Source organism: Sporosarcina sp. FSL K6-1522 (assembly GCF_038622445.1).
Lineage (GTDB): Bacteria > Bacillota > Bacilli > Bacillales_A > Planococcaceae > Sporosarcina.
Genome location: NZ_CP152019.1, coordinates 1863019 through 1881425, shown reverse-complemented (window position 1 = coordinate 1881425; position 18407 = coordinate 1863019). Strand labels below are relative to the sequence as shown.

Annotated in this window: 17 protein-coding genes and 1 riboswitch; of the genes, 6 read left to right on the top strand and 11 right to left on the bottom strand. The window is 41.9% G+C overall.

Features of this window, described 5'->3' with window-relative positions; genetic code table 11:
• Nucleotides 1-96: 96 nt before the first annotated feature.
• Entirely contained in the window at nucleotides 97-1299 is a 1203-nt protein-coding gene (metK, locus tag MKY34_RS09210) for a methionine adenosyltransferase (protein WP_342514865.1), read from the bottom strand.
• A gap of 298 nt (nucleotides 1300-1597) precedes the next feature.
• Nucleotides 1598-1716, bottom strand: a riboswitch (SAM riboswitch).
• Between the two features lie 183 nt (nucleotides 1717-1899).
• On the opposite strand from metK, the gene pckA reads away from it, so the two are divergent.
• A complete protein-coding gene (gene pckA, locus MKY34_RS09205) occupies nucleotides 1900-3486 on the top strand; it encodes a phosphoenolpyruvate carboxykinase (ATP) (RefSeq protein ID WP_342514864.1) in 1587 nt (528 codons plus the stop codon).
• Nucleotides 3487-4453: 967 nt separating this feature from the next.
• Here the strand turns inward: pckA and MKY34_RS09200 are convergent.
• From MKY34_RS09200 to MKY34_RS09180, 5 genes are all read right to left on the bottom strand, one after another.
• The gene (locus tag MKY34_RS09200) at nucleotides 4454-5242 is read right to left on the bottom strand and encodes a prolyl oligopeptidase family serine peptidase (protein ID WP_342514863.1); all 789 of its coding nucleotides are present in this window, start codon (nucleotides 5240-5242) and stop codon (nucleotides 4454-4456) included.
• Nucleotides 5232-5693, bottom strand: a complete 462-nt coding sequence (locus tag MKY34_RS09195) for an NUDIX domain-containing protein (RefSeq protein ID WP_342514862.1) — start codon at nucleotides 5691-5693, stop codon at nucleotides 5232-5234. The genes MKY34_RS09200 and MKY34_RS09195 overlap by 11 nt, the downstream gene beginning before the upstream one ends.
• 24 nt (nucleotides 5694-5717) lie before the next feature.
• A complete protein-coding gene (locus MKY34_RS09190) occupies nucleotides 5718-6026 on the bottom strand; it encodes a transposase (protein ID WP_342514861.1) in 309 nt (102 codons plus the stop codon).
• Between the two features lie 89 nt (nucleotides 6027-6115).
• Complete coding sequence (locus tag MKY34_RS09185; RefSeq protein WP_342514860.1) at nucleotides 6116-6298, bottom strand: putative motility protein; 183 nt, start codon at nucleotides 6296-6298, stop codon at nucleotides 6116-6118.
• Between the two features lie 63 nt (nucleotides 6299-6361).
• Nucleotides 6362-6811 carry a Dps family protein gene (locus MKY34_RS09180; RefSeq protein WP_342514859.1) on the bottom strand — a complete coding sequence of 150 codons (450 nt, stop codon included), beginning with the start codon at nucleotides 6809-6811 and terminating at the stop codon, nucleotides 6362-6364.
• 185 nt (nucleotides 6812-6996) lie between these two features.
• On the opposite strand from MKY34_RS09180, the gene yidD reads away from it, so the two are divergent.
• From yidD to MKY34_RS09160, 4 genes are all read left to right on the top strand, one after another.
• Complete coding sequence (gene yidD / locus MKY34_RS09175; protein ID WP_342514858.1) at nucleotides 6997-7230, top strand: membrane protein insertion efficiency factor YidD; 234 nt, start codon at nucleotides 6997-6999, stop codon at nucleotides 7228-7230.
• A gap of 150 nt (nucleotides 7231-7380) precedes the next feature.
• Nucleotides 7381-8331 carry a zinc ABC transporter substrate-binding protein gene (locus tag MKY34_RS09170; protein ID WP_342514857.1) on the top strand — a complete coding sequence of 317 codons (951 nt, stop codon included), beginning with the start codon at nucleotides 7381-7383 and terminating at the stop codon, nucleotides 8329-8331.
• A gap of 191 nt (nucleotides 8332-8522) precedes the next feature.
• Complete coding sequence (locus MKY34_RS09165; RefSeq protein ID WP_342514856.1) at nucleotides 8523-9566, top strand: Fic family protein; 1044 nt, start codon at nucleotides 8523-8525, stop codon at nucleotides 9564-9566.
• Nucleotides 9567-9933: 367 nt separating this feature from the next.
• Entirely contained in the window at nucleotides 9934-10452 is a 519-nt protein-coding gene (locus MKY34_RS09160; protein WP_342514855.1) for a hypothetical protein, read from the top strand.
• Between the two features lie 109 nt (nucleotides 10453-10561).
• Here MKY34_RS09160 and MKY34_RS09155 read toward each other — a convergent pair whose 3' ends face one another.
• From MKY34_RS09155 to MKY34_RS09135, 5 genes are all read right to left on the bottom strand, one after another.
• Nucleotides 10562-12001 (bottom strand): o-succinylbenzoate--CoA ligase, encoded by a 1440-nt coding sequence (locus MKY34_RS09155; RefSeq protein WP_342514854.1) that lies wholly within the window; start codon nucleotides 11999-12001, stop codon nucleotides 10562-10564.
• Between the two features lie 92 nt (nucleotides 12002-12093).
• Entirely contained in the window at nucleotides 12094-12912 is an 819-nt protein-coding gene (gene menB / locus MKY34_RS09150) for a 1,4-dihydroxy-2-naphthoyl-CoA synthase (RefSeq protein ID WP_342514853.1), read from the bottom strand.
• 11 nt (nucleotides 12913-12923) lie between these two features.
• Nucleotides 12924-13745, bottom strand: a complete 822-nt coding sequence (gene menH / locus MKY34_RS09145) for a 2-succinyl-6-hydroxy-2,4-cyclohexadiene-1-carboxylate synthase (RefSeq protein ID WP_342514852.1) — start codon at nucleotides 13743-13745, stop codon at nucleotides 12924-12926.
• 1 nt (nucleotide 13746) lies between these two features.
• Nucleotides 13747-15459, bottom strand: coding sequence for a 2-succinyl-5-enolpyruvyl-6-hydroxy-3-cyclohexene-1-carboxylic-acid synthase (gene menD, locus MKY34_RS09140; protein WP_342514851.1), 1713 nt, complete (start codon nucleotides 15457-15459; stop codon nucleotides 13747-13749).
• Nucleotides 15452-16837: an isochorismate synthase gene (locus tag MKY34_RS09135; RefSeq protein WP_342514850.1), complete on the bottom strand. Its 1386-nt coding sequence runs from the start codon at nucleotides 16835-16837 to the stop codon at nucleotides 15452-15454. Before MKY34_RS09135 ends, menD begins: the two co-directional genes overlap by 8 nt.
• A 481-nt stretch (nucleotides 16838-17318) precedes the next feature.
• Between MKY34_RS09135 and MKY34_RS09130 the strand changes: the two genes are divergently transcribed.
• The gene (locus MKY34_RS09130) at nucleotides 17319-18230 is read left to right on the top strand and encodes a 1,4-dihydroxy-2-naphthoate polyprenyltransferase (RefSeq protein ID WP_342514849.1); all 912 of its coding nucleotides are present in this window, start codon (nucleotides 17319-17321) and stop codon (nucleotides 18228-18230) included.
• Nucleotides 18231-18407 lie beyond the last annotated feature (177 nt).

The following is an 18407-nucleotide window of genomic DNA, read 5'->3' as shown; positions in this document are numbered from 1 at the left end:
ATCTACTGTTTATTCGGCAACTGATTGAGAAAACTACGAATGATAGAAAAAAACGCTGGAAAAAGTAAAAACCCTTCTTCCAGCGTCATGACTTTATTATACAGTCTGCCCCGCTTGTGCTTTCAACGCAGCAGCCTTATCTGTTTGCTCCCAAGGTAGATCGATGTCTGTACGGCCGAAGTGACCATATGCAGCCGTTTGTTTGTAAATTGGGCGACGTAGGTCAAGCATTTTGATGATGCCTGCTGGACGAAGGTCAAACAGTCCACGCACAAGTTCAACTAGTTTGCTTTCTGCGACTTTGCCAGTGCCAAATGTATCGATTGAAATCGATACCGGCTGTGCTACACCAATTGCATAAGCCAATTGAACTTCACAACGGTCTGCCAATTCTGCAGCAACGATGTTTTTGGCTACGTAGCGAGCCGCATATGAAGCAGAACGGTCTACTTTTGTCGCGTCTTTCCCAGAGAATGCACCGCCACCATGACGTGCATAGCCGCCGTATGTGTCAACGATGATTTTACGACCTGTTAAACCAGCATCGCCTTGTGGTCCACCGACAACGAAACTGCCTGTTGGGTTAATGAAGTATTTTGTGTTCTCATCGATTAAATCTGCAGGTACGACTGGCTCGATGACAACCGATTTAATATCACGTTGAATCTGTTCGATTGTCACGTCTGGATGGTGTTGTGTAGAAATAACGATTGTATCAATACGAACCGGACGATTGTTTTCATCATACTCTATTGTTACTTGCGTTTTACCGTCTGGACGTAAATACGTAAGTTCTTCGTCTTTACGCACTTGTGCTAAACGGCGTGACAGCTTGTGAGATAAGCTGATTGGTAACGGCATAAGCTCTGGTGTTTCATTACAAGCGTAACCAAACATTAGACCTTGGTCACCTGCTCCAATCGCTTCTAGCTCGTCGTCTGTCATTGAACCTTCACGTGCTTCAAGCGCTTGGTTAACCGCTGCAGCAATTTCAGGTGATTGCTCATCAATCGCCGTCAATACTGCAGATGTTTCCCAATCGAAACCATATTTCGCACGTGTATAACCGATTTCTTTTACTGTTTCACGAACAACTTTTGGAATGTCTACATATGTAGTCGTTGTAATTTCCCCTGCAACAAGCACAAGTCCAGTTGTAATCGTTGTTTCACACGCAACGCGTGCATTTGGGTCCTCTGCTAAAATGGCATCCAAAATCGCATCTGAAATCTGATCACACATTTTATCCGGATGGCCTTCTGTTACTGATTCTGATGTAAATAATCGACGATTTGTCATTCGATTTCCTCCTTAGTATCCTACGAGATTGATACGGTACTCATAAGTCCCATGTAAAATCCACACTCTATATATCGAATAAAATAACCTTCCTAACAACAATCGGCGCTTTGGCGACCGCTTGTAAAGCGCCTCCCGCTATAGGTTAATGAAAATCATAAGTTCAATTTATATAGAAGAATGGACTTCAAGCCATTTTGAGCTCGATACACGTGGATTAAGGGCTAAACGATATAAAAAAGCCTTTCTCTCACGTCAACACACATGAGGAAAGGCCTGATTTTAAAAGTACCCTTCACTCTTATCGTCCAAGGAACTGTGCCTTGCTTCAGGTTGGGCACCATCGCGCTGACATTTTTGTCATTGCAGGTTGCCGGGTTTCATAGGGCCTGCCCCTCCACCAGCTCGGGATAAGAGTATCCGTTCAAGTACCTATAATACGAAAGTTCAGAGCATCTGTCAAATTTCTTTTCTGTCTTTCACATATAATTACTTGCACTTTTAATTAGTATAGACTATTATTCTTAATGTGTTATACTAATTCAAGAATGTGATGTTACCCAACTGATTGGGACTATACGCAAAGGATGGTACATAACTATGATATCAGCTAAAATTGACGACAAACTTAAAGGTCTTCTTTCCGGAAAGAACGTAAATATACAGCTTTCTGTTCCACAACTTGTTGAGAAAGCAACTTCACGCGGTGAAGCACAACTAACTGCAGACGGTGCGATTACAGCTCAAACAGGTAAATATACAGGACGCTCTCCTAAGGATAAGTATACTGTTGAAGAAGCTTCTTCTAAAGATAAAATTGACTGGGGCAATGTAAACCGCCCAATCTCATCCGAAATTTTTGACTCACTCTATAATAAAGTCATCACTCATTTAAAAGACAGAGACGAACTATTCGTCTTCAAAGGATTCGCAGGTGCAGATCCAGATTCACGTTTAGCGATTCAAGTTGTCAATGAATTTGCATGGCATAACTTATTCGTTCACCAACTATTCATCCGCCCAACTGTGGAAGAATTGTTGACACACGAAGCGCAGTTCACAATCGTTTCTGCTCCTTCATTTAAAGCAGATCCAGCTGTCGATGGCACAGACTCTGAGACATTCATCATTGTGTCCTTAGAAAAACGCATTGTTTTAATTGGTGGAACTGAATATGCAGGAGAAATGAAAAAATCGATTTTCTCAATCATGAACTACCTGCTACCTGAAAATGGTATTATGCCAATGCACTGTTCAGCAAACGTTGGTGAAGACGGCGACGTTGCTTTGTTCTTCGGTCTTTCTGGTACAGGTAAAACAACACTTTCAGCAGATGCTGACCGTAAACTAATCGGTGACGATGAACATGGTTGGTCTGACAATGGTGTCTTCAATATTGAAGGCGGCTGCTACGCAAAATGTATCAATTTATCACAAGAAAAAGAACCTGAAATCTTCGGTGCGATTCGCTTCGGCTCTGTGTTAGAGAACGTTGTGATTGACTCAGAAACACGCATCCCTGATTACGATAATGGTTCACTAACTGAAAATACACGTGCGGCGTACCCAATCCAAAATATCGACAACATCGTCGATCCTTCTGTTGCGGGTCACCCGAAAACAATCGTCTTTTTGACTGCGGATGCTTTCGGCGTATTGCCTCCAATCTCAAAATTGACGAAAGAACAAGCGATGTACCACTTCCTAAGCGGTTTCACTTCGAAACTTGCGGGAACTGAGCGTGGTATTACAGCACCTGAAGCGACATTCTCAACATGCTTCGGTTCACCATTCCTACCATTGCATGCGACAGTTTACGCTGAAATGCTTGGGAAGAAAATCGATGAGCACGATGCACAAGTATTCCTTGTCAACACGGGCTGGACTGGCGGCGTATATGGCGTTGGGAAGCGTATGGATCTAAAACATACACGTACAATGGTACGCGCAGCGCTTGCTGGCAAATTAAACAACGTTGAAACAGAAACAAACGCGATATTCGGACTTGAAATGCCAACTGCAATCGAAGGTGTTCCAGCAGAAGTGCTGAACCCACGTAATGCTTGGGCTGATGGTGCGGCTTATGACCAAAAAGCGAACGAACTAGCAGACCTATTCCGCGAAAACTTCAAGAAATTCGGTACGGTTTCTGAAGATATCTCACTTAAAGGCGGACCGACTGCGTAACAATCAAAAGACCGAGTAACACATTCGAAATGTGTTACTCGGTCTTTCTTTATGGTAAATTGAAACTTCTCATTCATCAAGAACGTATCACTAGTAGACATGAAAAAAGGTGGGTGGAAAAATGGATATTCTCTTCATAATCTTACTTTTCGCAACGCTTTTAGCGATATATGATTTAATAAGACGCACGAACCTGAATATACTTAAACAGACCGAAGAAATTAAAAAACTTCATGATTCTCTAAGAGAATGTAGTAAAAGTGATTAGCCAAAAAACAACTAAATTATATACTAGGCACTCTGTATACAATTGCTTTTGGAGCGCTTTGGATCGAATAACTGCTATACCATCATCGAGGTGTTTCTATGTGTAGGAATGCGACTTTGTCGCATTCCTACACATTTTTCTCGATAATCGTATGGCGGTTACTCATCCGTCGCGCCTCAAAATCTCAAGTATATAAAGTGCAAATACTTTTTGGGAAGAAAGAATTGCTGACTCTTTACGTAGAGTGGCGGCCAAAGATGCAATTTTTGCCGCTAAAGCCTCTGTTATAATCTTTTCTACTGTTATTGTAGGAAGCTTCACTTTCTACTAGATTTTCTTTATTAAGAAGCCTAGGCCCTGCTACAAGTAAAAAAGGACGCATTAGTTCAATGTACAAGAGTGCCCGAAATTTCATCTTCGGGCATTTACACTTCCTATAGAAAGTCATCTATTCTTTTCTTTCCAAGTAACCGCATTTTTCACTGAATGATTGTAGGGGTGCGCCAGGTACTGGTTTGCAATAGCATTATGAAAACCAGTATGTCTAGGAATGGCTGCGTCATTCCTAGACATACTGGCCCCCCGAACAGGAGGAATCTTATTTGATTCCTCCCTTAAAGCTGTCGTGAATCGTGTACCGAAAGCAGACCTGAAATCGTTCAGTGAAAATGAAGATGTAAAGCATTTCTCATCAATATTTTATGCCTGTTCCCTCATCCACCTACACAAATCCCGTACGAGTTGCGCATTCATCACCGGGGGAATGAAATGCGTATACTCCGGAAAATACCATGTTTCATAGACCTTCCGCTGTTCTTGGAGTGCATGTTCCAACAACTTCGCCTGTTCAAACGACACATTCATGTCCAGCATCCCATGAATAATAAGTATAGGCGCATCAATATCCTTTACTCGGAACAATGCTGTTCGCTCACGATAAGCATCTGGCATATTGTTTGGCGTCCCACCAATGACTCGCCTCATCATTCGACGCATATCTTTTCGTTCTTTATATGTAAATACAACATCAGACACACCCGCCCATGTCACAACAGACGTAATGTCTTCCCGCAAAATCGCTGTCCATAGTGCCATAATACCGCCACGGGAAAATGCGAATAAGTGAATTCTTTCCGGATTGGTTTTTGGATGCTGCTTTAACACATCCACCGCATTGACTGCATCTTGTCGATCCGCACCCGCAAATTCATCACGTCCCTCGCCGCCTCGATTCCCTCGGTAATACGGCGCGAAGACGACAAATCCTTGCGCGGCAAATTGAGCAATGCGTGCTGGTCGCACCATACCAATATGTTGCATGCCGCCCCGCAAATAGAGAATCCCTTCATAGTTTCCTTCCGAAAGCGGCTCCGCCATTAATCCTTTCACTTTCAGGCCATCTGACCAATATGTAATTTCCTCTAACATGACAGAAGGGTTTGGCGACGGATACGGTCGACGATGTACAATCATGCCATCAGCCTTCATGTTCCTCAACCCTCTTTCGAATAATGTCCATCCCCGTTTCGATCATATGAAAACTCAACGCCTCACAATGATCGAGTTCCTCGCTCGTTAGCCACAGCGCACCTTCCGTTTCATGTAGCAGTGGCTGCTCGTCAATCTCGACAACCTGCCCCGTAAATACAGCCTTGCAAAACGTACGATTACTTTGCACAACATATTCTGCGACCTGAACAAGATTTGAAATCGTTACACCTGTTTCCTCAATCGTTTCTCGAATAGCTGCCTCTTCGATTGATTCCCCTTCCTCTGCTTTCCCACCTGGAAATTCAACGCCTCGTGTCGAATGGCGCGTCAACAGCCATTTACCATTATGTTTTAGTACAACGAGCACATGCCGAGCCAACATTCCGAGTCGATTTTCTCCAAATGTCAGCTCCACACGTCCACCATTTATATCATTGAATACATGCACCGCCATCACGTCCTTTCGATTAGTTTATCGAAAATACGGTAGCTTCTCAATAAATCGCTTTGACGGCTCATCTGTAAACTCATGAATCAGCGCATATACTTTCGCCGCTCGCACATCAATATCATGATTATTCTTATCGTAATGATAGGGCACATACGGCAAATGAGCCCTTAGAAAATTTCGAAATTCCAAACGATCCATCTGGTGGAATAAACGATGGAAAACAGGCACATATTCGTTTGGCACTTCCACTTCATATTCCCACGGTGAATCATGCGGTTGATGATACACTTGCTGATTGACGACCGATACATACATTTTATATTTCTCCATGCAAAACCATCCTTTTTTCTTTTTAGCATGGCCCATACAAAGAAAAAACATGCACCCCCATTTACGGGAGATGCATGTCTTTTACCCATTTACGCTTTTACGTCAATTGAAGCTCCTTTAGTAGGATGGGCTGCTGCAGGCTGGTCAGGTAAGACCTCTAACATTTCTGTTGCTGCATTTGTGTTCATCGTAAGGGCTTTGTTCAACACGCTCATCTGAACAGTTGACTGTAGACTGCGTAATTGACTTGCCATGATTGAACTCATATCCATTTCCCATCACTCCTTTCACTACCTTAGTATCGGTAAATCAGGTCGTTTTTCAAGGGTAATCGATTATTTATTATCTCCACCGAGGAATGCACGAAGCATCCATTGGTGTTTCTCGATACTTTGATACGTTGCATTCAATAGATCTTCTGTCATATCATCGCCTGCTTCCGCGGCCAATGTCATGCCTTTTTTTAACGACAGCATTATTTCACCGTAATCATTCGCAATGACCTTTACCATCTCTTCAGCTTGCTCGTTCCCTGTCGCTTCTTTCACAACAGACTGTTCCAGATGTTCTTTTAGCGTTGCTACTGGATTGCCGCCAAGCGTTAAAATCCGTTCAGCGATTTCATCCATATGCTGTGTCGCTTCATTATATAACTCTTCAAATTTCGCATGTAGCGTGAAAAATTGATGTCCTTTGACATACCAGTGATAATTATGCAATTTCGCATACATCACTGACCAAGAGGATACTTGTGTGTTCAATTCAGATAGTAATGCAGTTGACATACATTTAAACACTCCTTCAATTAGGTTCTACTGCTAATTTACCCTACTGTGATTTCATTAAACACACTAGTGAACAATTCCAGCTTAATTCTCATCGTCCCGCCAAATAACGGAAAATCCTAGCAAGCGAGCATTCGAAAGAATCATGTTACAATAGTAAATATCTACATTAATAGGAGTCCTGTATGAAAAAGATATTGATGTTATTGATTAGATTTTATCAAAAAGCTATTTCGCCGTTAACCCCGCCATCATGTCGCTTCTATCCAACTTGCTCACACTATGGACTCGAAGCTATTGAAAAACATGGTGCACTCAAAGGATCGTGGCTTGCGGTACGCCGTATTTCAAAATGTCATCCGTTTCATGAGGGTGGATTTGATCCGGTTCCTGAGAAAATTGATAAAAAAAGTAGATGACGATTCCGCATTTATGCTGAATCGTTTTTTCTTTCCAAAATAATCTTTTTAATATGGGTTGCTAAATGTGCTACTCTCTTGTATGATAAAAAAGCAAATACACAAATCGTAATCATTACTATTACCAATAAATACGGAGGATTTCACTTTATGAATAAAAAATTAGCTTTCATCCTATCAGTACTTGCCCTTATGCTACTTGCTGCTTGCGGCAACAATGAAAAAACGACTGAAAAAGAACAAGATGGACAACTTTCCATCTATACAACTGTCTACCCACTTCAATACTTTACAGAACGGATTGGTGGCGATGCTGTCGATGTTCACTCCATTTATCCGCCCGGTGCAGATGAGCATTCATTTGAACCTACCCAAAAAGATATGATGGCGCTCGCAGATTCCGATGTATTTTTCTATATCGGTCTTGGTCTTGAAGGTTTTGTGGAAAAAGCCGAGAAGACGATGAATGGCGAACATGTGAAAATGATTGCAACGGCAGAAGGTATTTCCGAAGAAATGCTAGAAGCAGGTCATGATGAAGAAGAAGGCCATGACGAACATGAACACGCTCACGGTCCAGCTGATCCGCATGTATGGATGTCTCCAACACTTAGTGTAGAACTAGCTACTTCCATCAAAGATGCACTTATCGAAGCAAAGCCAGACATGAAAAATGAATTTCAGCAAAACTTTGAAGAGCTACAAACCGATTTACTAGCACTTGATGAGCAATTTAAAGAAATGGCGTCTAATGCTCCGTCCAAAACATTCTTTGTTTCACACGCAGCATTTGGCTATCTTGCTGAACCATATGGCCTTGAACAGGTCGCAATTGCTGGTTTGAATTCTCAAAGTGAGCCTTCTCAAAAACAACTAGCGAAGATTGTCCAAGTAGCAAAAGAGCAACATATACGCTATGTTCTTTTTGAACAAAACGTCTCCTCAAAATTAACAGAAGTTGTGCGAAAAGAAATCGGTGCGGAATCATTGATGCTCCACAATCTTGGTGTGTTATCGGCGGATGATGTGAAAAATAAGGAAGATTATTTTTCCTTGATGGAATACAATATTGAAACATTGAAAAAAGCACTCAGTGAATAATATTTATCTATATACCTCGTCCTTAAACATAGTCATTTCATTTAAAAATGACTATGTTTAAGGATTTTTTATCATGATTAAAAGGACTTTTTTTAGCTAAACATACTCATTTCATTTGCAAGTGAGTATGTTTAATTCTAAAATGAACATATTATTGCAACGAATCATATTTCAAAATAAGGAGCAATTATATGCGCATATATAATTATGAAACTTTAAAAACATTGATGATGCCTATGGAAACGGTTCATTTAATCGCAAAAATTAATGAGTATAAAGGAAAACAAGAACTATATAAACAACAGGCCCCACAAATTTTAGAGACGTTAAAAAATGTAGCTGTCATTCAATCGACAAAAGCGTCTAATGCCATCGAAGGGATTATTATTACCGATAGCCGTTTAAAGAGCATTATGGAAAGTACGACAGATCCATTTGACCGCTCAGAAGGAGAAATTGCAGGATATCGGGATGTTTTACAATTGGTTCATTCCTCTTATGAAGCCATTCCAGTAAATGCGAATGTTATTTTACAGCTACATAAAGAGCTGTACAGTTATATCCCCATTGAAGGTGGGCATTGGAAAAATGTCGATAATGTTATTAGCGAAACGTACCCAGATGGTACAAAGCGTATTCGTTTTGAGCCAGTTTCAGCATTTGAAACACCTGGAGCAATGCAAAACCTTTGTCTAGAACTAAGAGAGCGTATGGGTAAAGAGGATATCGAGCCACTTGTTTTAATGAGTGTCTTTATTTTGGACTTTTTATCGATACACCCATTTAATGATGGTAATGGTCGCATGGCGCGTTTGCTAACATTGTTACTCCTCTACCAATTCGGATTTGAAGTAGGGCGCTATATTAGTTTAGAAAAAATTATTGAGGATTCAAAAGAGAGCTATTATGAAACACTTCGCCAATCGTCCCAAGGTTGGCACGACAATCAAAATAATATTCTTCCTTGGGTTAACTACTTATTGGGGACATTAATTGCAGCTTACAAAGAACTCGAGGAACGTGTCGGTATCATTGAAACCCAAAAAGGTAACAAGGCAGCTCGTGTTCGTGGGTTTATCGAGCATAAAATAGGCTTCTTCACAAAAGCCGATATTCGACAAGCCTGCCCAGACGTTAGTGAAGCTACCATTAATCGCGTATTAAATGAGCTAAAGGCTGAAAATAGCATTGCTGTCGATGGATTAGGACGAAGTGCTAAGTGGAAGAAGATTTAAGTTTCGTATCCCGTTGAGTAATCTACTATTTTAATTGAGGTGAAAATCGAATTATTTTATGAAAAAGATAATATTAGCGATATGCACTTTATTTAAGTATAAAAAATTATGCTTAAATAATGCTTTTAGGCTTTCTCTATTTGGGCGGTTAAATTCCTGGGAATTTATCATTCTTTTTTTGACCGCTATTTTCCCATTGATACTCTATGTAAAGTATCCGATATATTTTTATCTGATTTTTATTTGCTTATTTATTTCTGGATGTTTAAGTATAAGAGATCGAAGTAAGAGTGATAGTGAAATAAAAAAGGTTTATGGATTTTCTTGGTTATATCGAGGGGCTATCTTAATACAAGGATTATTTCCGATGATATTTTTAATTGAATTATCTAATCTTAATAAATTGCTCGACCCCATTAACTTTTCTTCATATATATTAGCTTCACTAGCTATCCTTTATATTTTTTTTATAGTTGGATTCCTATTCTATATCGTAAACTACTTATTTTATATGACTTTAAAAATCGTATTTCCTAATCAACTTCCGAGTACGGGAAATAAGAAATGGATACCTTTAAGACAACTTTCAGACTCTATGACAGTAGATACTCAAATTGCATACTTTCTTATTTCAATTCTGCATTTATTAATTTACTTTAGCATTGTTTTTTATGTGATGATTTATTTATTAAATTTCGACAAAAATATTAGTAGCATGGAGTATTTCTCCCAGTTGTTAGACTGGGCAATGAGAAATAATGTGGTTTCATTCGGGAATACTTTAGGTATAGCTTCTATAGTAATAACTTTGATATCAATTACATATCCCGCCCAAATGAAACTTTATACCAAAGCAGTAGAGGCACACGAAAAGCTTACTGAATAAAAATAACTGTTTAAAGTATCACAAAAAGTAGTCCTGATAAAAATTAGGACTACTTTAACATTTATATACTATTTGAAAGTTAATTTATAGGCCTAGCAAAATTAGATACTTACTCCACCCATGCCCTCAATTCCCGCCGCAACAACTTATTTGATGCATTGCGTGGTAATTTATCAACGAAGTGGAACTCCTTCGGCACTTTATAACGCGCTAATCGTTCCTCGCAAAACGCTAACAGCTCCTCTGCCGTTACAGACTCCGTCACTACAACAAACGCAGTCGGCACACTGCCCCATTCAGGATGTTCCCGCCCACAGACGCCAGCTTCACTAACTGCCGGATGCGCTACAAGCACATTTTCAATTTCTGCTGGATAAATATTCTCCCCGCCCGAAATAATCAAATCTGAACGACGATCGACAATGTACAAATACCCCTCTTCATCGAAATATCCAATATCCCCCGTCGGCAACCAGCCATCTTCTAATGGATTGATATCTGCGAATCGTCCTACATACCCTGGCGTCACATGTGGACCACGTATCAATACCTCGCCTTTTTCACCAACATTCTCCGTATCCCTTATCTTGATTTGATTAAAAAACAGCGGTTTCCCTGCTGACCCCATCTTACGCATCGCATCACTCGCTGCAAGAGTAGCCGTCTGTGAACTCGTTTCCGTCATGCCATACGTTTGAAGCACAGGAATCTTGCACTCAGTTGCTCTTTCCAAATAATCAACAGGCACTGATCCCCCACCTGCTAACATCGTTTGAAAGGAAGCATGCGCATACCGATCTTCTTTTTCAAGTTCCCGCAAGATTTTATCCAACGTTAGGGATACTACAGACATTCTCGTCACCGTCCCCTCCCGAATTTCCGTTGCTGCCTGTACGGCATCGAACTTTTCATACAATCGGACTTCCATTCCGTACAGCACAGACCGCACGAGAATTGAGAAACCGCTTATATGGAATAACGGCATCGCGCAAAGCCAAACATCATTATCTTCTAATCCTAAATTGAGAACAGATGATAGCGCACTCGAAACATGGTTGCCTGCCGTTTGGCGAACCCCTTTCGGAAAGCCCGTTGTCCCCGATGTATACATAATCGTAATCGTACGCTCAGCTGCCCACATATTTTGAACCTCAGTCGGCCGCTCTGCGCTCTGCTCAATCGTGGAATAAAGAAGGGGACGAACCGCCGAGTCAGCTACAACATCACTCATTTCATCCGCAACAATGACTGCAGATGCCCCCGAATCTTCCAATTGCCATGCCAATTCTTTCGCTGTCAATCGGCTATTCAACATAACGATTTCAAGTCCTGCGAGCATACACGCATGGATCATGAATACCATGTCCGTATTGGATGGACCAAGCAATGCAACACGTTGTCCATCAGCCAGATCATTTGCTGTCAATTTCTTCGCCAGTATCATCGCTCGTTCTTTTAATTCGGCAAATGTCCACTTGTCTTCTCCAAAAGATAACGCTGTTTTATCAGGCGTCAAATATGCCCGTTGTATCAACCAATTTGGAATCATTTTTTCACCGTCCATTCAGAATTAATGACATGCAGAGCTAGACAAAAAGCTGCCCTATAATAGGCAGCTTTCTTTGTTTATCATCCAGTTTATTAAGGGAAACGTGGGAATTGACCGAAGTCCGGTTGACGTTTTTCTTTAAACGCATCGCGGCCTTCTTTCGCTTCGTCCGTTGTGTAATATAGAAGTGTTGCATCGCCAGCCATTTGTTGCAATCCTGCAAGGCCGTCTGTATCGGCGTTCATTGCCGCTTTTACAAAACGTAATGCAGTCGGACTCATTGCCAGCATTTCTTCACACCATTGAACCGTTTCATCCTCTAGTTGCTCATAAGGAACGACCGTGTTCACAAGACCCATATCAAGCGCTTCTTGTGCGTCATACTGACGGCATAGGAACCAAATTTCACGTGCTTTTTTGTGACCGATAATACGCGCCAAATAACCAGAACCGTAACCAGCATCGAATGAACCGACTTTTGGTCCTGTTTGTCCGAATCGTGCGTTGTCCGCAGCAATCGTCAAGTCACAGACAACATGTAATACGTGTCCGCCACCAATCGCAAAACCTGCTACCATCGCAACGACTGGTTTCGGAATCACACGAATTAGACGTTGCAAGTCCAGCACGTTCAAACGTGGAATTTCGTCATCTCCAACATAACCACCGTGACCACGTACAGATTGATCTCCGCCTGAACAGAATGCCTTCTCGCCTTCACCTGTCAGTACGATAACACCTATGCTTGCGTCATCACGCGCGCGTGAAAATGCATCGATGAGCTCCATTACCGTTTTTGGACGGAATGCATTACGCACTTCCGGACGGTTGATTGTTATTTTAGCAATACCGTTATACTTTTCGTATTTGATATCTTCGTATGTACGTATTGTTTCCCATTGACGTGTCATACAACCCCTCCTTAGTTTTCACTCTTTAAAATATGCTTCTCTATCATTGTAACAAATGTAAGCGGTTTTTCCACATGAATTGCATGACCCGCATGTTCAATCGTTTCATGACGAACATTTTGGAATTCATTTATCATTTCCCGGGCAATAGTTACAAATTTCGTGTCAAGCTCTCCTGTGATAAGCAGAACAGGTACTTGCACCGTTTCAAGCGCTTTCCAATAAGATGGTTGGCTCCCTGTTCCGATGCCACGCAAGCTGTTTGCCAGACCGTTTACACGCTGGCTCAACCGCTCTTTTCTAACTGCCTGTCTCCGCTCAAGTGACAACGTTTTCTGCGTGGCAAATAAGGGGATTGATTCCCAAAAGTCGATAAATGCCGGTAAACCTTCCTCTACCATTCGATCCGCTAATCGGCTATCCGCCTCACGTCGACTTGCCCTTGCCTCTTCCGTCCGTAAACCAGGGGAGGAACTCTCCAATATCAAAGAGGATACTCTTGCCGGATAACGAGTCGTATAGGCAAGGGCTACACGACCTCCCATTGAATAGCCAACGAGCATAAACGAATCCAACGCAAGCCTCTCAAACAGCTCCTCCAAATCCACTACTTGCTCTGCCATCGCATAACGTATGTAATCTTCAGGGGCCGTCGTTTTTCCATGCCCCGTCAAATCAATCGCAACCGTCCGGCATTTTCCTGCCAGCAAATTCATCGTTTCCTGCCAAGTCGTTGTGCTGCCCGTAAAGCCATGTAGCAAAACAATTGTCGGTAAATGGTCTTCGCCATTCATCACTACATGGATATCTAAGCCACGCACATGAACAATCATGTCATTCATCCTGATCAAGTCTTTCCGTAATTTGTGCCCACAACGCACGATGTGCTTCCACACTCACTTGTCGATTCGTAAACACTTCAATTATACGTACAGGCTTGTCTTTCGCCCGTGCCAGCTCCGTTGTGAACGCTTCTGGTGTGTGAACCGCTGCATATTGCGCATCATACATGGCGGCAATATGCTCAAACGTCAAGCCCGTTGGTGTACCAAATAGTTCTTCGTAATGATTGGTCACCTTCGCTTGCGGTAAATAAGAGAATATCCCACCGCCGTCGTTGTTCATAATCACAATCGTCACATCGAACTCGTGAAAACGCGTGACAATCAATCCATTGACATCATGTAAAAACGACAGATCGCCAATATACAGCCAGGTCGGTCGCTTTCTTGCTGCCTGCACACCAAATACTGTCGATACAACACCGTCGATGCCATTCGTTCCCCGATTCGCAAATAGCGTTACATCCTTCGCTGTCTTCCTGAAAAACGTATCGACATCGCGAATCGGCATGCTACTCCCACTTACCAGATCACTTCCTGAAGGGAGATAGTCAAATAGCGTTTTAGCGAAAATCCCTTCATCGCCAGGAACACCCTTATATGTGTCCATCATCTCAGATGCCCTATCATTCGCGGTTGCCCACGTCTCTGTAAAAGCAGATATTGACTTTTCCACAATTATGGAGAACAATGCAGCCGCAGGTGTCTGAACATGATGTGTCACCACACCAAGCGAATCTCGGAATTCAGGCGATTCATCTACTACGATAACCGTAGCAGGTCGTACTTTTTTCAAATACAGCGCTAACGGTTTTGACACAGGTTGTGCGCCGAAACGGATGACCGTATCTGGAATGACCTTTTCACAAAACGTAGCACTTTTCAATAGTGCATCGTAGTGGTCGATGCAAAGCGCAACACATTGCTCTGGCACTTCTGCACGCAGATTCGATAAAGGATCACAGACGACTGGCCATTGCAAAGCATGCGCAAATGTCCAAAATGCTTCTTTATCCACACCAACCGGCATTTCCCCGGCAATAATAAGCCCGGTATCCGATGCAACCAAAATATCTTTAATCTGCTGCACGATAGATGCATCCAGCATGGGAGCACCTGCTAAACGTCTGCTAAACGTCGATTGCGGTGCTATTTGTTCAAAATCAATGAGCAACGGTTCTCTAAACGGCACATTCAAATGAATTGGACCATGGGGTGCTGTCGTTGCAACCGCCAATGCCCGGCTAATATGTCGATCAACAAAGTCCTCAATATCCGAATTTTTTTCAGGTAAGGGCATGTCAACACTATATTTCACATGCTCACCATACATTCGAATCTGATCAATTGCCTGTGGTGCACCTACTTCGCGTAACTCATGTGGACGATCTGCCGTAATCACAATGAGCGGAACACGTGCATAAAAGGCTTCCGTAACGGCCGGGTGATAGTTCGAAGCTGCTGTTCCCGATGTACAAAGCAGAACAACAGGTTCACCAGACGCTTTGGCCAAACCTAGCGCAAAATAGCCTGCTGAACGTTCATCGACTTGCATATAGACATCTAGCTCATCTGTAGACGCAAATGCATATGCAAGTGGCGTCGAGCGAGAGCCAGGGCTAATGACGACTGCTTTCACACCTGCTGTCATCAATGCGCCTGTCATTCGCCGGACATAATCCGTTAACACTTCGCAGTTATCCATGTAGTTTGCCTCCAAGTGCCCGCATGACCGGTCTAAATTTCACCCATGTTTCATCATACTCTTCTTCAGGTACTGAATCCGCCACAATTCCGCCACCCGCATACAAATAGGCACATTCGCCATCAAGAAGCGCAGAGCGAATGGCAACTGCAAATTCACCGTTACCCGCTGTGTCCGTCCAACCGATTGGCGCAGCGTAATAACCTCGATCCATATTTTCCTCGGAACGAATAATGTCCATCGACACATTTGTCGGCACCCCACCAAGCGCTGGTGTCGGATGAAGGGCCTGTACCAAGCTAAAAATATCCGTTCCTTGCTCGACTTCCCCTTCAACAGGTGTAAATAAATGCTGGATATCACGGATTTTCATCAACTTCGGTACTTTTGGAATCGAGACATCTGTACAATATGCTTCGAATACTTGCGAAATCATATTCACGACATATTGATGCTCTTCTCGATTCTTTCGATCTTCTAATAGCTCATCACCAAGCTCACGATCTTCCGCGGCAGACTTTCCACGGCGAATCGATCCTGCAACACATGCTGAGTACGCTCGTCCATTTGATATTTCAATGAGACGTTCCGGCGTTGCTCCGAAAAACAATTGCCCCTCTTTTTGTAAGCCAAAGTGGTAACTTTCCTGCTGTTCATTTGAAATATGATGAAGCGCTGTGACAGCTGGTACTTCATCTGCAAACTGAAGTTTTACGGAACGTGCAATGACTACTTTTTCCGCTTCACCATTGTTAATTTTTTCCGTTACGTCACCAACAGCTTTCAGGTAGCGCTCCTTCTCGATTTCCACGACTGAAACGACTTCTGGTTTCGACAATACATTGAATTCTTCCACCTGTGCAATATGAATAAGGCGATCACGCTCATCCCGTAATCTGTCAAATTCCTCCACCGCATATTCGCTTTCCGTCACCAGATTAATCGAAATTGATGTTTTGCCATTTTTAATGATTAGCTGGATTGACGGCACAACAAAATGAGCAGAGGGAAATGCAGCCCACTCCGACTCTTTCACATGATTTGGATCAAATGAAAAGCCGCCAAATAGGACAGGATCCAAATCTTTTTCTTCTTTAATAAGTGCAGCACATAATGTCTGCCAAGCATTCGATATATCCTCAAAACGCTTTTCCACACGATCACTCGCCAACACAGTAGCGTGTCCTAACCCAACAAGTGTCAGCGTTTTATCTGCATTCTGCCAATAGAAGCGTTCGTGCGAATAACTGGAATCCCCCGCTTCAAAAAACGCTAGCGGTGAAATTCGTCCTGCATCAATTGTTTCCGTAAAAAAGCGTACCTTATTGTCCTCGATATTCAACCGGGGTCCACGAGTAGCGGTCAACTTCCGATTCATGTTGTTCCCTCCGTACATTCATTCAACTACATTAGTGCTCTTACCTTACTACTATCATACCGAATTTTCGACATTTCAGCACATAATAAGCAGGTAGCATATCCACTTTCATGATTTTGCAGTACAATGAATACGTCCAATTAAAAAGGATTTTGTAACAAACAAGAAAAGCGGATACAGGCCGGCGCATTTGGTGGCAACTTACACATCCACATATACTAGTGTCTTATCTGCTCACCTTGATTATCAAGACAAGAGCATGCATAACTAAGCTTTCATGATATAATGAGGTGGGAGTAAAATGATACGAAGCTAAAATCATCGGCTAAACTTTGTGGTAGATACAGTCATGAAGAATTAAAATCTACTTTCGATTTTATGAACTAGGTAATAAAAATCGTTCAGGTCGAGACAGGAAGCTTAAAAGAATTGACACTCTTTATGTTAAATTAGAATAAATGTAAGGGAATTGAATAACTTTATGGAACATAAACAAGAACTAAGCCCTGCAAAATTGATGTGGCAAATGACACGCCCCCACACACTAACAGCAACATTTGCTCCAGTCATTTTAGGTACAGTGATAGCATTGTACGAATCAAAGATTGATTGGCTGTTATTTATCGCCATGATGTTAGCATGTCTAGCTTTACAAATCGCGACCAATCTATTTAATGAATACTATGATTTTAAACGCGGATTGGATACGGAGGACTCTATTGGTATCGGTGGCGGTATTGTACGGCATGGTCTAAAACCCAAGAACGTGTTAACAGTAGCGTTTTTATTGTATATTTTAGCTGCCTTTATTGGCGTGTATATTTGTATGAATAGTAGTTGGTGGTTAGTCGTAATTGGCTTATTCGGGATGGCCGTTGGCTACTTCTATACAGGTGGTCCCTTACCAATTGCGTATACTCCTTTCGGAGAGTTATTCTCTGGATTATTAATGGGAACAGGCTTTGTATTAATTGCTTTCTTTATTCAAACAGATACAATCACTGTGCAAAGCCTGCTAATTTCGATTCCGATCGGGATTCTAGTTGGAGCCATCAACATGTCTAATAACATTCGTGATATAGAGGAAGATATTAAAGGTGGACGAAAAACCTTAGCAATTCTTCTTGGTCATAAAAAAGGAATCATCGTATTAGCAATTGCATTTGCGGTTTCTTATTTATGGATTGTATTCCTTGTTGTGACAGGTCATATGAGTCCTTGGGCATTAGTTGTATTCTTAAGCATAAAAAAGCCCATTTTAGCGATTCAAGGATTCCTAAAAGGAGATACCGAACCGCAATATTTACGGATAGCGATGAAATCAACCGCCCTGACCAATACGTTTTTTGGATTCTTGCTATCTGTCGGATTATTAATTAGTTATTTATTTTAAATGACAAAGTACTTCCCATTGTTTCTTAAAACATAGGGAAGTGCTTTTTTTATTACCCCTAGATAATCTAGTCGAATATAAACTCTGACTCCTCCCCGCCCATTTTAACTCCTTCACCTAAAAAAAGCCTGAACCACCATAGTCATTTAGCGGTTCAGAATTTTTCTTTCTTTTATT

Bases quoted from the DNA above. Each gene is read 5' to 3' on its own strand.
- metK (WP_342514865.1), bottom strand. From the start codon at position 1,299: ATGACAAATCGTCGATTATTTACATCAGAATCAGTAACAGAAGGCCAT.
- pckA (WP_342514864.1), top strand. From the start codon at position 1,900: ATGATATCAGCTAAAATTGACGACAAACTTAAAGGTCTTCTTTCCGGA.
- MKY34_RS09200 (WP_342514863.1), bottom strand. From the start codon at position 5,242: ATGAAGGCTGATGGCATGATTGTACATCGTCGACCGTATCCGTCGCCA.
- MKY34_RS09190 (WP_342514861.1), bottom strand. From the start codon at position 6,026: ATGGAGAAATATAAAATGTATGTATCGGTCGTCAATCAGCAAGTGTAT.
- MKY34_RS09185 (WP_342514860.1), bottom strand. From the start codon at position 6,298: ATGGATATGAGTTCAATCATGGCAAGTCAATTACGCAGTCTACAGTCA.
- MKY34_RS09180 (WP_342514859.1), bottom strand. From the start codon at position 6,811: ATGTCAACTGCATTACTATCTGAATTGAACACACAAGTATCCTCTTGG.
- yidD (WP_342514858.1), top strand. From the start codon at position 6,997: ATGAAAAAGATATTGATGTTATTGATTAGATTTTATCAAAAAGCTATT.
- MKY34_RS09170 (WP_342514857.1), top strand. From the start codon at position 7,381: ATGAATAAAAAATTAGCTTTCATCCTATCAGTACTTGCCCTTATGCTA.
- MKY34_RS09165 (WP_342514856.1), top strand. From the start codon at position 8,523: ATGCGCATATATAATTATGAAACTTTAAAAACATTGATGATGCCTATG.
- MKY34_RS09160 (WP_342514855.1), top strand. From the start codon at position 9,934: ATGATATTTTTAATTGAATTATCTAATCTTAATAAATTGCTCGACCCC.
- MKY34_RS09155 (WP_342514854.1), bottom strand. From the start codon at position 12,001: ATGATTCCAAATTGGTTGATACAACGGGCATATTTGACGCCTGATAAA.
- menB (WP_342514853.1), bottom strand. From the start codon at position 12,912: ATGACACGTCAATGGGAAACAATACGTACATACGAAGATATCAAATAC.
- menH (WP_342514852.1), bottom strand. From the start codon at position 13,745: ATGATTGTTCATGTGCGTGGCTTAGATATCCATGTAGTGATGAATGGC.
- menD (WP_342514851.1), bottom strand. From the start codon at position 15,459: ATGGATAACTGCGAAGTGTTAACGGATTATGTCCGGCGAATGACAGGC.
- MKY34_RS09135 (WP_342514850.1), bottom strand. From the start codon at position 16,837: ATGAATCGGAAGTTGACCGCTACTCGTGGACCCCGGTTGAATATCGAG.
- MKY34_RS09130 (WP_342514849.1), top strand. From the start codon at position 17,319: ATGGAACATAAACAAGAACTAAGCCCTGCAAAATTGATGTGGCAAATG.